The 13,981-nt window shown below is 42.2% G+C and carries 13 protein-coding genes; 11 read left to right on the forward strand and 2 right to left on the reverse strand.

Going from position 1 to position 13,981, the window contains the following annotated elements:
* Positions 1 to 3: 3 nt before the first annotated feature.
* The 5 genes from LRQ06_RS16160 (at position 4) to LRQ06_RS16180 (ending at position 6,185) form a co-directional block, all read left to right on the forward strand.
* Complete coding sequence (locus LRQ06_RS16160; RefSeq protein ID WP_232768079.1) at positions 4 to 474, forward strand: YeeE/YedE family protein; 471 nt, start codon at positions 4 to 6, stop codon at positions 472 to 474.
* Positions 475 to 528: 54 nt separating this feature from the next.
* Complete coding sequence (locus LRQ06_RS16165; protein WP_232768080.1) at positions 529 to 1,545, forward strand: efflux RND transporter periplasmic adaptor subunit; 1,017 nt, start codon at positions 529 to 531, stop codon at positions 1,543 to 1,545.
* 11 nt (positions 1,546 to 1,556) lie between these two features.
* Positions 1,557 to 4,721, forward strand: coding sequence for an efflux RND transporter permease subunit (locus tag LRQ06_RS16170; RefSeq protein ID WP_232768081.1), 3,165 nt, complete (start codon positions 1,557 to 1,559; stop codon positions 4,719 to 4,721).
* Between the two features lie 175 nt (positions 4,722 to 4,896).
* Positions 4,897 to 5,862, forward strand: a complete 966-nt coding sequence (locus LRQ06_RS16175) for a ribonuclease Z (RefSeq protein WP_232768082.1) — start codon at positions 4,897 to 4,899, stop codon at positions 5,860 to 5,862.
* The gene (locus LRQ06_RS16180) at positions 5,862 to 6,185 is read left to right on the forward strand and encodes a cupin domain-containing protein (protein WP_232768083.1); all 324 of its coding nucleotides are present in this window, start codon (positions 5,862 to 5,864) and stop codon (positions 6,183 to 6,185) included. The genes LRQ06_RS16175 and LRQ06_RS16180 overlap by 1 nt, the downstream gene beginning before the upstream one ends.
* Positions 6,186 to 6,202: 17 nt before the next feature.
* On the opposite strand, the gene LRQ06_RS16185 is transcribed toward LRQ06_RS16180, so the two are convergent.
* Positions 6,203 to 7,087, reverse strand: a complete 885-nt coding sequence (locus LRQ06_RS16185) for an endonuclease/exonuclease/phosphatase family protein (RefSeq protein ID WP_232768084.1) — start codon at positions 7,085 to 7,087, stop codon at positions 6,203 to 6,205.
* A 283-nt stretch (positions 7,088 to 7,370) separates the two neighbouring features.
* Here LRQ06_RS16185 and nrdD point away from each other — a divergent pair, with 283 nt between their 5' ends.
* From nrdD to LRQ06_RS16205, 4 genes are all read left to right on the forward strand, one after another.
* The gene (nrdD, locus tag LRQ06_RS16190) at positions 7,371 to 9,491 is read left to right on the forward strand and encodes an anaerobic ribonucleoside-triphosphate reductase (protein WP_232768085.1); all 2,121 of its coding nucleotides are present in this window, start codon (positions 7,371 to 7,373) and stop codon (positions 9,489 to 9,491) included.
* Between the two features lie 20 nt (positions 9,492 to 9,511).
* Complete coding sequence (gene nrdG / locus LRQ06_RS16195) at positions 9,512 to 9,976, forward strand: anaerobic ribonucleoside-triphosphate reductase-activating protein (RefSeq protein ID WP_232768086.1); 465 nt, start codon at positions 9,512 to 9,514, stop codon at positions 9,974 to 9,976.
* 177 nt (positions 9,977 to 10,153) lie between these two features.
* Positions 10,154 to 10,738, forward strand: a complete 585-nt coding sequence (locus tag LRQ06_RS16200) for an ATP-dependent zinc protease family protein (RefSeq protein ID WP_232768087.1) — start codon at positions 10,154 to 10,156, stop codon at positions 10,736 to 10,738.
* 268 nt (positions 10,739 to 11,006) lie between these two features.
* Positions 11,007 to 11,924, forward strand: a complete 918-nt coding sequence (locus LRQ06_RS16205; RefSeq protein WP_232768088.1) for a sensor domain-containing diguanylate cyclase — start codon at positions 11,007 to 11,009, stop codon at positions 11,922 to 11,924.
* A 17-nt stretch (positions 11,925 to 11,941) separates the two neighbouring features.
* Here the strand turns inward: LRQ06_RS16205 and LRQ06_RS16210 are convergent, their stop codons facing one another.
* Complete coding sequence (locus LRQ06_RS16210; RefSeq protein ID WP_232768089.1) at positions 11,942 to 13,300, reverse strand: ferredoxin reductase family protein; 1,359 nt, start codon at positions 13,298 to 13,300, stop codon at positions 11,942 to 11,944.
* Positions 13,301 to 13,490: 190 nt separating this feature from the next.
* Here LRQ06_RS16210 and LRQ06_RS16215 point away from each other — a divergent pair, with 190 nt between their 5' ends.
* Both LRQ06_RS16215 and ykgO read left to right on the forward strand, forming a co-directional pair.
* Entirely contained in the window at positions 13,491 to 13,760 is a 270-nt protein-coding gene (locus LRQ06_RS16215) for a type B 50S ribosomal protein L31 (protein WP_232768090.1), read from the forward strand.
* On the forward strand, positions 13,760 to 13,903 hold the full coding sequence (gene ykgO, locus LRQ06_RS16220) for a type B 50S ribosomal protein L36 (protein ID WP_232768091.1): 144 nt from the start codon (positions 13,760 to 13,762) through the stop codon (positions 13,901 to 13,903). The genes LRQ06_RS16215 and ykgO overlap by 1 nt, the downstream gene beginning before the upstream one ends.
* The last annotated feature ends 78 nt before the right edge of the window (positions 13,904 to 13,981 follow it).

A 13,981-nucleotide genomic window follows, 5' to 3' on the forward strand; every position in this document is an offset into this window, starting at 1 on the left:
ATGATGAAAAAATTTCTTTTTCATGGTGTTTCATTATTGTGCGGACTGCTATTTGGTGCTGGTATGGTGATATCCCAAATGGTGAACCCCGCGAAAGTCATTGGTTTTCTGGACGTGACCGGACATTGGGACATCAGCTTAATGTTTGTCATGTTGGGAGCTTTAATCGTATTTACGCCGGTATTCTGGCTGATAATAAACCGGAGAAATCGTCCTTTACTGGCCGGTACATTTTCATTTAGTACGTTAAAAAAGATTAATTGCCGTTTAGTCGCCGGGTCAGTTGTATTTGGTGTCGGTTGGGGGCTTTCCGGTATCTGTCCCGGCCCGGCTTTGGCCAGAATGAGTTTTATGGAAGTGAATACCTGGGTATTTTTTGCATCAATGCTGTTGGGATTAGCCGGTACTCAGTATTTTGTGCAAAAAGTTAACAACAGGAAAGAGCAGCTTAAGTTATCTCTTATGGAAAAATAGACTAGGTTTAAATGAGTTAAATAATCAACACCGCCGGAAGCTGAGGAGTTGAACATGGGGTTACTAAAGAAGAAATATCGGGTACTGGGGTATGTCTGTGTTTTACTTACTCCGCTTTTTTCATTTGCTGAAAATGATTCGTTATATAAAGTTGAAAAACAAATAGTTCCTGTTTATTTGCCACTGGATGGTACGGTTGAAGCAGTCAATCAGGGAACGGTAGCTGCGCAGACGTCCGGTCGTGTTATTGGCATAAATGTTGATGTTAACGATAAAGTTAAAAAAGGAGCGGTTCTTCTGGAAATCAGCCGGACAGAGCAGACCGCTGTTCTTGACTCTGCCCGTGCTGGTTTGACTTCGGCCATTGCCCGCAACGATGATGCCCAGAGTCAGTTAAAGAGGTTCAGGCAATTATTTCCTAAAGGAGCCATTTCACGTCAACAGATGGACTCTGCTATTGCCAGTGCCAAAAGTGCCGGGGCTGCCGTAAAGTCGGCTGAAGCGGCAGTAAAACGTGCCAAAGAATCGTTAGGGTATACCAATATCCGGGCTCCTTACGATGGTATTGTGACCAAAAGGCATGTTGAGCTTGGTGAAACGGTGTCGGTCGGAACACCTTTATTAAGTGGTTACGGGACTCACCCTCTCCGAATTGCACTGGATATTCCTCAACAGTACCGGAATCGGATTCATTCTGCTGACCAGTTTTCCGTTGTTCTTCCGTCAGGTAAAAAGGTATCTCCTCTTGATTATCAAATTTTTCCTTATGCCGATGTACGGACTCATGCTTTTAAAATTCGTTTAACGATCCCGGATTCTGCGACAAACTCAGAACAGCTGGTTCCGGGGATTTGGTTAAAACTGAACGTACAAATAGGTCAAAATGAATTGATGTTAATTCCTAAATCATCTGTCGTAGTCCGTGGTGAACTGAGTTCGGTTTACCGCCTGTCAGATCAGAAACGGATGTTGAATCCGGTCCGAACCGGGCAGGAATTTGGTGATGATGTTGAAGTTCTTTCCGGCCTGGAGCCCGGTGATGAAATCCTTCAGGATGCATACCGACTTTAGAGGAGGCTGTTATGGATAAGAAAACAGGAATATCAGGACGTATTGCCAGTGTGTTTCAGGGCTCTGCCATTACGCCTTTACTGGCTCTTGTCGGGCTGTTGATGGGCCTTTTTGCTATATGGGTAACACCAAAGGAAGAGGAGCCTCAGATAGATGTAACATTTGCTGATGTCTTCATTCCTTTTCCCGGTGCAACACCATCAGAGGTAGAAAGTCTGGTGACGAATTCTGCAGAACAGGTGATTTCTGAGATTCAGGGAATTGATACGATTTATTCTTTTTCACGAGCCGATGGTGCTGTGATCATTGCGGTATTTAAGGTTGGTGTGGCAAGAAATGATGCGGTAGTGAAAATTTATAATAAACTTTACTCCAATAAAAATTGGTTGCCTTCTGGCGTGGGCGTTGGTGAGCCAGTTATTAAACCCAAAGGTATCGAAGATGTACCTATTGTTGGTATTACATTGAGTGATCCCGGCGGAAAACTGGGATCAGTCGGTCTGACAAAAGTGGCACACGGACTCGAAACCGAGCTGAAACGTGTCCCCGGAACCCGGGATATTTACACGGTTGGCGGACATAATGAGATAGTGGATGTCCGGATAGATCCAACCAAACTGAACAGTTTTGGTCTTACTTTGTCGCAGGTGATGAATGTCCTGAAATCCGCTAATTCAAGTTCTCAGCAGCTTTCTGTGACTCAGCATAATATTCAGATTCCGGTTCAGGCCGGACAATATCTGAGTTCTGTCGGAGATGTCCGGCATCTGTTACTAACCGTTATGAATGGTTCTCCTGTCTATCTGAATGATGTTGCCTCGGTTAATCTGAGGGCCGGTGTCCCGACCGCCAACGTGTGGACCAGTGATAAAACGAAAGTCGATCCGGCAGTGACTATTGCGGTTGCAAAAAAAACTGGTGAGAACGCGGTGGTGGTGGCTGCTGCCGTGGAAAAACGGCTTCAGGCTTTGCGGAATACATTAATTCCTGACGGTGTAAAAATAGATATCACCCGTGATTACGGGAAAACCGCGCTGAGTAAAAGTAATACGCTGATTGGTAAGCTGGTGTTTGCTACTGGTGCTGTTGTTATTTTAGTGCTGCTGACAATGGGGTGGCGGGAAGCAATCGTCGTTGGTATGGCCATTGTGGTTACCCTGATGGCTACTCTGTTTGCGTCATGGGCTTGGGGGTTTACGCTTAACCGGGTTTCTTTATTCGCTTTGATTTTTTCCATAGGTATTTTGGTCGATGATGCCATTGTGGTGGTTGAAAATATTCACCGGCATATGCAGATGAAACGGGGCGTCAGGCTGAAGGAATTAATTCCTTCAGCAGTAGATGAAGTTGGTGGACCGACGATTCTGGCAACGCTGACCGTGATTGCAGCCTTGCTTCCTATGGCATTTGTAACGGGGCTGATGGGGCCCTATATGAGTCCCATTCCGATTAATGCATCGATGGGAATGTTGATATCGCTCGCGGTAGCGTTTGTTTTCTCGCCATGGTTATCCGGAAAGTTACTTAAGGCGACTTCCGGTCATGCATCTGATGAAAGTAAATCCATTTCGTTCTTTAGACGATTAATGGGGCCTTTTGTTTCATCTCCCCGGCAAAGACGAAACCGGTGGCTACTGGGGCTTGGTGTGATTGCTCTGATGCTGTCAACGTTTACTCTTCCGCTGACACAACTTGTTGTAATGAAAATGCTGCCATTTGATAATAAATCAGAATTTCAGGTCGTTCTCGATATGCCGGATGGCGCTTCTCTGGAAAAAACGCAGCGGGTTTTATTCGAAATGGGGCAGGTTCTTGATAAAGAAGAGACTGTCCGGGATTATCAGATGTATGCCGGAACCGCCGCTCCGATTAACTTTAATGGCCTGGTGCGACATTACTTCTTACGTAGCGCTGCGAATCAGGGGGATATTCAGGTCAATCTGTTTGATAAATCTCACCGGGATAAAAGCAGCCATGAAATTGCCACAGAGGTCCGTCCCAAACTGGTTGAAGTTGCGAAACGGTTTGGCGGTAAAGTGAAAGTTGTTGAGGTCCCGCCCGGTCCTCCTGTCTGGTCGCCCATTGTTGCAGAAGTTTATGGCCCGGATCATGAAATGCGAAAACAGGCTGCAACAGCGATAAAGTCCGTTTTTGAGCACAGTAAGGATATTGTTGATGTCGATATTTATCTGCCGACGCCGACTGAAAAATGGCGGGTTAAAATTGATAGAACAAAAGCGTCTCATCTGGGCGTCAGTTACCAGGATGCGGTGAATACACTGGCTGTTGCTTTGGGTGGTTCGCCTGTTACGTATCTGCACAGTGATCACAGTAAATATCCGGTACCGATTCAGATTCAGGCAACTGAGGTGGTGAAAACCAGTATGGATTCACTCTTGCTGTTAAAAGTGGCCGGTCAGAATGGACATTTATATTCACTGTCTGAATTTGCCCGTGTGGTAAAAGAGCCGACACCGGACTACATCGTTCATAAAAATCTGGTTCCAATGATCATGGTGGTTGGTGATATGTCGGGCCATTTAGACAGTCCTTTATACGGGATGTTTGAAATAGGGAAAAACATCGGCAAACTGCCGTTTCCGGTTGAGCAGAACTATGTGCATCAACCGTCGGGGTTGAACAATATTTCGGTTCTTTGGGATGGTGAGTGGAAAATTACTTATGAAACGTTCCGGGATATGGGGATTGCCTATGCGGTTGGTATGATTTTGATTTATTTGCTGGTTGTTGCACATTTTAAATCGTATTTTGTGCCATTGATCATTATGTCTCCGATACCGTTAACCATTCTTGGTGTGTTACCGGGTCACGCAATGTTACACGCTCAGTTTACGGCTACCTCGATGATCGGGATGATTGCGCTGGCGGGAATTATTGTCCGTAATTCGATTTTGCTGGTGGACTTTATCAATTATCAATTACAGGAAGGCGTTGCATTATCAGAGGCCGTCATTCATTCGGCGGCTGTCAGAGCGAAACCGATTATTCTGACTGCGTTGGCTGCTATGATTGGTGCTCTGTTTATTCTGGATGACCCGATTTTTAACGGTCTGGCAATTAGTTTGATTTTCGGGATTTTTGTTTCGACGATTTTGACGTTAGTGATTATTCCGATTTTGTATTATTCCTATATGAGAAAACGGATTGTTTCTTAGTGATCGAAAAGCAGATCTGACGGAGCACCAAAGGTGCTCCGTTTATTAGGTGATACAAACACTGGACTAAAAGCAGCACATTTTAAATCTAGCGGGTCATAATACGGTTTCGTAAACGGACAAAATTTCCGATAATAATCTATTCAGAATCGATGACTTTAATAGGATATAACGAATGGAATTGCATTTCCTTGGTACGTCAGCAGGGGTCCCGACCAAAAACAGGAATGTTTCCGCCATTGGTTTAAGTGAGAGCAAAGGAAAACGTTGGTATCTGATTGATTGCGGAGAAGGGACTCAACACCAGCTACTTCGTTCCAGGCTGTCTTTAAACTCATTGGAAGCCATTTTTATTACACACGTACATGGCGATCATTGCTACGGTTTGCCTGGAGTGTTGGCAAGTGCGGGAATGAACGGAAGGAAAACGCCACTAACAATTGTCGCTCCAAGGGGTATTCAAGAATGGTTAGAGGCGACTCAGAAACATACGGTATTGAATTTGCCTTATGAGCTCCGTTATCTCTGTTCTGAGACTGATATACTCCCTGACTTCGGTCAGTTCACTGTGTCAGCTACCGCTCTGTCTCATGTGATTCCGTCTTTCTCATATGGTTTTACTGAAAATGACACCGTGGCAAGCTTAGATACGGATAAACTAGCAGAAAAAGGTATCCCAAGAGGACCTCTGTGGGGAGAGTTACAGGCAGGAGCCGATGTGTGTTTTAATGGTAAACCTATCCTCAGTCGTGATTTTTTAAAGCATACTCACAAACCGAGAAAAATCATTATTTGTGGCGATAATGACACGCCATCTTTACTCAAAGAAGAGTGTATCAATTGTGATGTACTGGTGCATGAAGCAACGTTTACGGAAACGATGGCTGAGAAAGCCAGAGAGTTCGGACACAGTTTCGCACGTCAGGTTGCTCAGTTCAGTCAGGACAACCGTATTCCAAATTTGTTACTGACACATTTCAGTCCCAGGTTTTCGCCTTTGGTATCCGGTTCGCCATCCATTCATGATTTAAAACGCGAAGCGGAAAGCGTTTATTCCGGGCAGCTATTTCTGGCCGAAGATTTTCAGCGGTACCGGCTTGATAAAATGGGTGTGCTAAGCCTATCAGACAGGACAACGTGATGAATAAAACGAATAATTTGTTTGCTGATCTTCCCGGTGCTGTTCCGGAAGAAATATTTGAAGATCTTGTTGTTGCAAAGAATATAAGAATTGAGCGGATTATTTCCGATGGTCATTCTTCTCCAGAGGAAGGATGGTATGATCAGGAAGAGAATGAATGGGTATTGGTCCTAGTCGGATATGGCATCCTTGAGTTTGAAGATGGCAGCGAAATAGTACTGAATCCCGGGGACTATTATACGATTATTGCTCATGAAAAGCATAAAGTGAAAGCAACGTCTGATCAGGAAAAAACAATTTGGCTGACGGTTTTTTATTCATAAACGGATACGTATGACTGTTATTTGAGCCGTCCAAGTAGCAAGCAATGATCGCTTAATTGGTAATGTTTTAGTGCTTTTGCCGGATATGGAACTTGATGTGTTTCAGAAATGGTGACGCTGTCCGATGTGATCATATGGTCAATGATGTGACGATAACGGAACGTTTTCCCTCTTTTGTTTAGTTGCCTGCAGTCGGCCGAAGTTCTTTTGGTGGATAGAATAGGTTGGTGGTTTAGATTGTGAGTTATACCGCGCCATAACCAGTCTTTGGGGTAAGAAAGGTTATGATTGAAATCGCCCAGAATCGCAAAATCATTATGGTTAATGATTCTTTGTTTCATCCATTTATTTAATTCGACTCCTTGTTTTTTCAAAGTAATGCAGGCCTTCTTATGTGGATTCCATTTTCCGAAACAACCGCTTTTCAGATGGACAGACAGCAAATGTAAATCCGGTTTTTGAGTTCGTCTCAATACGATGTAGGAAGCAAAGCGGAGTTGACTTTTGTGAATTAACTGGATATCTGGTGGGTCAGTAATAAACAGGCTCTTACGGACCGCAAATCCGGTATATTGGTTGATGTCTTTAAACTGAAGCCGGCTCCATTCCGGTTTTGAGCGATCCGATAAATATAGTTTGTATTCATTTCCAACGACTTTTTTGATTGCCGGACTATCGTTCACTTCCTGAAACGCCAGAATATCAACGTCGTTCTGTCTGAACAGAGTTGCGAGTTGTTCAAAATCCGAGGAAGATCTTTTATTGATCTTAAGTTTAGAGTGATGGATGGGTTGAGATGTCAGCCATTGTAAATTCCAGGATGCTATCGATAGTGCATTGGCAGAAAAAGAAATAGCATAAAAAAAGGAAATAATGAATGAAAAAAAACGTTTCTTTGGCATGAAATTTTTCGGGAAATTTTAGCTGCATTGATACTATCACTAAATCAGCACAATGCGAATACTTGACAAAAATTTTAGATTTCGTGATTTATTTTTCGTAAATGGGATCTTGTAATAAAGTTTGTGTTGTTCTTCACCTTCTAATTCTGTTTATTGATCTAAATCAATACTTTCCTAGTGGCATATATTTAAATTACAACCCAACATATAGTAACCAATAACTAAAAATATGCCCATATAGTGTGTTGTTTGGATTTGCACTAGCGGACTAAGGAGAAAAAAGGTGAAACCTATCGTTATCAAACGTGACGGCTCAAAGGCAGCGTTTAACAGGGACAGGATACAGTCGGCTGTAGAGGCCGCTGCTAAACAACCAGATAAAGATACAGCCATTTATGCGCTGAATGTTGCTCTTGCTGTTGAGTTAAAGTTGGAAGATAAAGAGCAGGTTAATATTGCCGAAATTCAAACGTTAGTTGAAAACGAATTAATGCAGGGCCCATACAAGCAGTTGGCGCGTTCTTACATTGAATATCGTCATGACAGAGACATTGCCAGAGAAAAACAAAGTGCATTAACACAAGAGATCGAAGGGTTGATCAATGAAAGCAACGCGGATCTTCTGAACGAAAATGCAAACAAAGACGGCAAAGTCATTCCTACTCAACGGGATCTGTTGGCTGGTATTGTTGCAAAACACTATGCAAAAACACGTATTTTACCCCGGGACATCGTTCAGGCTCACGAACGAGGTGACATTCATTACCATGACTTAGATTATGCACCATTTTTCCCTATGTTTAACTGCATGTTGATTGACCTGCGTGGTATGTTGACTGGCGGATTTAAAATGGGTAATGCTGAAATTGACACGCCTAAATCCATTTCAACTGCAACAGCGGTTACGGCTCAAATTATTGCTCAGGTAGCAAGTCATATTTACGGCGGTACGACCATTAATGGCATCGACCAGATTCTGGAACCTTATGTCAAAGCCAGTTATAAGAAGCATTTGGCTGTTGGTGAAGAGTGGGAAGTCAAAGATCCTGAAGCATTTGCTTTAGCCAGAACAGAAAAAGAATGTTATGACGCATTCCAGTCTTTGGAGTATGAAGTGAATACGCTTCATACAGCAAATGGACAGACACCATTTGTTACTTTTGGTTTCGGCCTGGGAACAAGTTGGGAATCGAAGCTGATTCAGAAATCCATTTTGAAAAACCGAATTGCCGGTCTGGGTAAAAATCATAAGACGGCTGTTTTCCCTAAACTGGTGTTTGCTATTAAAGATGGTTTAAACCGTAATCCGGACGACCCGAACTATGATGTAAAACAGTTAGCTCTCGATTGTGCGACCAAACGTATGTATCCGGATATTCTTAATTACGACAAAGTGGTTGAAGTGACCGGTTCGTTTAAAACTCCTATGGGTTGTCGTAGTTTTCTTGGGGTCTATGAAGAGCACGGAGAACTGGTTCATGATGGGCGTAACAACTTAGGTGTGGTTAGTCTGAATCTGCCAAGAATTGCGTTACAGGCTCAGGGGGATCGTGATAAGTTTTATGAAATTCTGGACAATCGTCTGGAATTGGCGAGAAGAGCACTTGAAACCAGAATTAGTCGTCTGGAAAAAGTGAAAGCACGTGTCGCACCTATTTTGTATATGGAAGGGGCTTGTGGAGTCAGATTAAAAGCGGATGAATCGGTTTCACATATCTTTAAAAATGGTCGTGCTTCTATTTCGCTTGGTTATATCGGTGTTCATGAGACCGTTAATGCACTTTACCGTAACAGTGGTCATATTTACGACAATACTACATTGCGTGAAGAAGGCGTTGAAATCATTCGTCGCCTGAAAGATGCAACCGTTCGCTGGGCAAAAGAAACGGGTTATGCATTCAGCTTGTATGGTACTCCGAGCGAAAACTTGTGTAACCGTTTTTGCAGTATTGATACAAAAGAATTTGGTGTTATTGATGGTGTAACGGATAAAGGATATTACACTAACAGCTTTCACCTGGATGTTGAAAAAGCAGTTAATCCTTACGATAAAATTGATTTCGAAATGCCATATCCTCCTTTATCGAATGGTGGCTTTATCTGTTACGGTGAATTCCCTAACATGCAGCGTAATGTCGAAGCGTTAGAAGATGTCTGGAATTACAGTTATGACCGGGTTCCGTATTACGGTACGAATACACCAATTGATGAATGCTATGAATGTGGTTATACCGGAGAGTTTTCCTGTACCAGTAAAGGGTTTGTTTGTCCTAAATGCGGTAACCACGATACAGAGAAAGTGTCGGTGATTCGTCGTGTATGTGGGTATCTGGGAAGCCCGGATGCAAGACCGTTTAATACCGGTAAACAGGAAGAAGTAAAACGTCGTGTTAAACATCTTTAACTCATAGTATTGGTATCGCGATGAACTATCATAAGTATTACCCTGTTGATGTCGTCAATGGCCCGGGAACAAGGTGTGCGTTGTTTGTTTCCGGCTGTGAGCACCAGTGCCGGGGATGTTATAATCAGACTACCTGGCCTGTTGATTCTGGCTTTGCTTTTAACAGTGAAATGGAAGATCAGATAATCAATGATTTGAATGATACACGGATCAAGAGACGTGGTTTGTCTTTATCCGGTGGTGATCCTCTTCATCCTGCCAATATTGAAGGTATTCTGAAACTGGTGAAAAGGGTGCATGCTGAGTGTCAGGGTAAAGATATCTGGCTTTGGACCGGTTATAAACTGGATGAATTGTCCGAATACCAACAGCAGATACTTCCATGGATTGATGTTCTGGTTGATGGAAAATTTGAGCAGGAACTTGCTGACCCGTCATTGTTGTGGCGGGGAAGTTCAAATCAGGTTGTTCATCATTTGAAATGACATAATATTAGGGTCTGTTGACCCTAGTGGTTAAGCCGTCTATCAGACGGCTTTTTTGTGTTTGTAATACTATGAATTGATTAATAAATAACATCTTCCTAATATAAATTTACAGGATTATTTGTAATATTAACGGGATTGAAAAGTCAGGGTGTTCGAAAAAAGTTCGGGGATTACATGTGCAAAAAATATTATAAAGTCTTACTACTGCTATTGGTTACGGGGATTTTGGTGTATTCAGAGGCAAGTCAATGGATACATCCTGCTCAGGCAGAAAACGTCATGAAAAGTGACTCTTTTAAAACCAGAAACAGCTTACCGGATATCGAAGAGATTAAAGAAGTTCAGGGGCGGTTGATTCTGGGACAGAAAGAATGGGTATCTTTTCTGGATTTAGAGCAATCTTACCGGGCCCGGGTGGATACCGGGGCGGCTACATCATCTCTGAATGCGGCTGAACAGAAAATATTTATCCATAATGGGAAGAAATGGGTACGATTCAGAGTTCGTGATAAAGACAGGCTCAGCGAAGAATTGAGTTTACCGGTAAAACGTTGGGTCAGAATTAAACAGGTAAGTAATGAACGCGGTTCCCGCCGTCCGGTTATTGAAGCCCGGATTCGCATCGGAGACAGGGTAGCTGAAACAGAATTCACGCTGGCAGACCGAAGTCATCTTTCTTTTCCAATTTTAATTGGAAGGAGCTATATAAGAAATTATGCACTAGTTGATGTCAGTCGATCTTATATACAGGGCAAATGAAAACAGCGCTATTAAGTTATGCCGTCAATTTATGTGATCTAATTTCAATTTTTAGCGAAATGTTTGTAAATATTCCATGTAATTAGATATGAAACAAAAAGCACTATCTATAATAAGGTTATTCGCAGGAGGAAGAAAACGTAATTATTATAACTGTTTGATTAACAACAACATGATTTTAACCTGCTGAAAAATATAAATTATTGTCGAGAAGTAAAAAGAACAGAATTGGGCTGTAAAGTCAAAAGGACATTATCGAGATGATAAGATGAAAAACTCAGTGGAATTTTTAGCGCAGGTTCTTGACTCTGTTACTGACCATATTGCTGTGATCGATGAGTCTGGTGACATAAAATTTGTAAACCGGGCATGGCAGGAATTTGGCTATAAGAATGATTGTGTTATTTCTTCCAGCTCCTGGGATTGTGTGAATTATCTTGATGAATGTACCCGCGTTGCCGAAAGTGGTGACCAGTTTGGAATGGATGTATTAACGGGTATTCAGAATGTTATTAATGGTACTCAAAATAAATTTGAACTTGAATACCCTTGCCATAGCTCTGATGCACAGCGCTGGTTTGTGATGCGTGTATTGTCCTTTCAGCTCGATGATAACCGCTATTTTGTTATTTCACATCAGAATATTACAGAAAGAAAAAAAGCGGAAAATGCCGCGTATGAATTGGCCAGAACGGATGCGTTAACGGCTATTCCCAACCGTCGTACTTTGGATGAATTTCTCAAAACCGAATGGAACCGAAGCCTGAGGCATCAGTCCCTCTTGCATTTGGCTATTATCGATATTGATCAGTTTAAGCTTATTAATGATATGTATGGTCATAGTGTGGGGGATAAGTGTTTGCAATCTGTGGCTGATATACTGAAGCGGTTTGCAAACCGGGCAGATGATATTTGTGCCCGGTACGGAGGCGATGAGTTTGTTATTGTCTGGACGGGTATCACCAGTAAGGAGGCCCGGATGTTGTGTCAGAAAATTCGCAAGACAGTCCTAAAACTGGATACGACCGTGGATGATTATGGTGTGGTACGGCATGTGACTGTCAGCATCGGGCTGGCCGGAATGGTTCCGGCATTTAATAGTGTTTATACTGATTTAGTTCTGGCTGCCGATAAAAAACTTTATGAAGCTAAAACACATGGAAGAAATAAGGTGTGTGCAAAATAGTTCATCCCATCAAATAGTTACCGCATGACAAATTTTTCGCAGTGAAATCTATGTTCAGGCAGTCCCAGTTCAAATAACCGTTCTGAAAGTTGCCGTGAAAATTCGACCGGGCCACAAAAGCTGACAGAAACAGACTCGGTAAGCGACGTTTCCGGGATAATATCTTCTGTCGTAAGTCTGCGTCCCTGCTCTTCCCTGGTAAAAATATGGAGTGAAATATTGGGAAAAGGCCGGACTAATTTCTGTAACACGTTCTCGAAATACGCCTCTTTCTGACTATGACGGCAATAATAAAAATCAATAGACTGGTGTTGTTTTATTGAGTCAGTGTGTTTATTCTGCCACTGTAGCCAGGAAATGAAAGGAACGACGCCAATACCCGAACCTACCCATATCTGTTTGTTTTCTTTTGGAATGTGGAAACGGCCATAACCACCTTCTATGGTTACCGTTTTCAGGGTGCTGATTGTATCAATGAGATCAGAGGTGTAATCCCCCAGCTCTTTGATTGCAAATTCAATCGATTGTGTTTTGGTATTATAATCCAGAATGGTGAATGGATGAGGCGCTTCACCATCGTGAAAATTGAGGTAGGCAAACTGTCCTTCTTTATAATGAACCGGCTGTCTGAGGCGAACAAATAAATGAACAACCCGCTTTGATACATTCGGTTTGCCATACACTTTATACGACGTTATTTCTCCTTCTGACTGGTTCGCTTTTCCGATTTTTCCCGTGAGAGAAATTAGAGCTCCGATGGTACCGATCAGACACATTAAGATAATAAAGATATCAATGCTTAAAGATGACCATTTCAAATCCATCAGGATAAGGCTATGAAAAGCACCGGCAATAAAAAGAGCTCCTGCAATTTTGTGTATAAACCTGAATTTCCGGTAACTGATTATCTGAATAAGGCTGATTGCGACAAAAATAACGAAGATATAGAAAGTATATTCACCGACTTCTTTTGCAAGATGAGTCCAGTTAATACCATCAAAACCATGACCTGATCCGAAATGAGATCCACGACGACGACGGGCAATGATATCAAGTGCAATCAGCCATTTAGCCGATTTTATGATCAGCCAGTGAAGCACTAGCGAAATCAATGCAGTGATTCCCATTCTTTTGTGGAGGGCATACATATTATCCAGCCCGTTCATCCGGTCTTCTACCCATTTCAGTCTTAGTGCCAGAATGACAGAGACAGTCATGCATGCAAAACCGATAAACCCGGTCAGTATAGTCAAATGATGTCTCCAGTAGAAAAACTGGCTATTTTCCGGCTCTGTGAAAAAGAGGGTAGGAAACCAGAGTATCAGGCATATGAATAAGAAGGTTTTCATCACATTGGCATCATTGTTAAGCATCATACTATGTGACCAGAATATAGTTCAGGAACAGGTTAGAGAAGTGCAGAAATGAATGTTTATTGATTTGTCTCATATTATCGAAATAGCGGTCAGTTATTTTCAATCATTTTTTATAAAGGTAATAAAAGGTTATTGATAATAATTCTCAATTATATTATTGTTATGTTATAACATTTCTTGAGGTGGGATTATGAAACCTGATATTCATCCTGTATACAGGACCGTTGTTTTTCACGATACCAGTATTGATCATTATTTTCTGATTGGTTCCTCCGTGCAAACGGATAAAATTATAGAGTGGAACGATGGACAAACGTACCCTTATTATGCGATTGAAGTGTCCTCAGAGTCTCATTCTTTTTATACCGGTAAACAAAGAGCTGTAGGTAAAGAGGGCAGAATAGCTAACTTTAACCGTCGTTTTGGCCATCTTGCGTCAAAAGCACAGGGAGAAAAATAATGCAGGTACTGAGTTCATTAAAATCAGCCAAAAAGCGTCATACTGACTGTCAGATTGTCAAACGCCGGGGGCGTATTTATGTGATATGCAAAAGCAATCCCAGATTTAAGGCCGTTCAGGGAAAAACAAAGAAGAAGAAATAGCTGATAGATGAGAGACTTATTTCTGGTTAGCGCGCTGTTGTCAGCGCGTTTTTTGTTTTATTTGCTATTTTTTACGAA

The organism is Vibrio salinus (assembly GCF_021272385.1).
GTDB classification, from domain to species: domain Bacteria; phylum Pseudomonadota; class Gammaproteobacteria; order Enterobacterales; family Vibrionaceae; genus Vibrio; species Vibrio salinus.

Excerpts from the sequence above, each read along its gene's own strand:
- LRQ06_RS16160 (WP_232768079.1), top strand. The coding sequence starts at position 4 with ATGAAAAAATTTCTTTTTCATGGTGTTTCATTATTGTGCGGACTGCTA.
- LRQ06_RS16165 (WP_232768080.1), top strand. The coding sequence starts at position 529 with ATGGGGTTACTAAAGAAGAAATATCGGGTACTGGGGTATGTCTGTGTT.
- LRQ06_RS16170 (WP_232768081.1), top strand. The coding sequence starts at position 1,557 with ATGGATAAGAAAACAGGAATATCAGGACGTATTGCCAGTGTGTTTCAG.
- LRQ06_RS16175 (WP_232768082.1), top strand. The coding sequence starts at position 4,897 with ATGGAATTGCATTTCCTTGGTACGTCAGCAGGGGTCCCGACCAAAAAC.
- LRQ06_RS16180 (WP_232768083.1), top strand. The coding sequence starts at position 5,862 with ATGAATAAAACGAATAATTTGTTTGCTGATCTTCCCGGTGCTGTTCCG.
- LRQ06_RS16185 (WP_232768084.1), bottom strand. The coding sequence starts at position 7,087 with ATGCCAAAGAAACGTTTTTTTTCATTCATTATTTCCTTTTTTTATGCT.
- nrdG (WP_232768086.1), top strand. The coding sequence starts at position 9,512 with ATGAACTATCATAAGTATTACCCTGTTGATGTCGTCAATGGCCCGGGA.
- LRQ06_RS16200 (WP_232768087.1), top strand. The coding sequence starts at position 10,154 with ATGTGCAAAAAATATTATAAAGTCTTACTACTGCTATTGGTTACGGGG.
- LRQ06_RS16205 (WP_232768088.1), top strand. The coding sequence starts at position 11,007 with ATGAAAAACTCAGTGGAATTTTTAGCGCAGGTTCTTGACTCTGTTACT.
- LRQ06_RS16210 (WP_232768089.1), bottom strand. The coding sequence starts at position 13,300 with ATGATGCTTAACAATGATGCCAATGTGATGAAAACCTTCTTATTCATA.
- LRQ06_RS16215 (WP_232768090.1), top strand. The coding sequence starts at position 13,491 with ATGAAACCTGATATTCATCCTGTATACAGGACCGTTGTTTTTCACGAT.
- ykgO (WP_232768091.1), top strand. The coding sequence starts at position 13,760 with ATGCAGGTACTGAGTTCATTAAAATCAGCCAAAAAGCGTCATACTGAC.